Origin of the sequence: Pseudomonas sp. FSL W5-0203, from assembly GCF_001896155.1 — a bacterium.
GTDB lineage: Bacteria > Pseudomonadota > Gammaproteobacteria > Pseudomonadales > Pseudomonadaceae > Aquipseudomonas > Aquipseudomonas paracarnis.
Map to the genome: position 1 here is coordinate 1 of NZ_MPOR01000103.1, position 426 is coordinate 426.

General features: G+C 61.0%; 1 protein-coding gene. It reads left to right on the top strand.

The window, feature by feature from the left end; translation table 11 throughout:
• Positions 1 to 426: RHS repeat protein (locus BOP96_RS29165; protein ID WP_138726269.1), on the top strand; the 426-nt coding region annotated here is incomplete at both ends.

Genomic DNA, 426 nt, shown 5'->3' on the forward strand with positions numbered 1-426 from the left:
GCGGATTGAGCGGCTGGATAACGGCGCGGGTCGCTCGTTGCTGTTGCGTTATGAGCTGGATCGCATCGTTGCGGTGGACTATCAGGTGCATCGTGCCAAAGGGCGAGAGCCCTACGTGTGGGAGACCGAGCAGAACCTTGTTTCCTACGCCTATGACGAAGACGGACGACTGGTCTGCGCGACCAATGCTGTCGGGGAAAGCGAGCGTTATCGGTACGACGATCAGCACGTCATTCTTGAGCGCCAACTGGCCGGAGGCGCGAGTTTCTTTTGGGCGTGGGAACGCGCGGGCAAGGCGGCGCGCTGCGTTCGGCATTGGGCGAGTTTTTCGCAGATGGACACGCGTTATGCCTGGGGCGATGACGGGCGCGTCACCGTGCATAACGCCGATGGTAGCCAGGAAGTGTATGTCCATGATGACCGGGC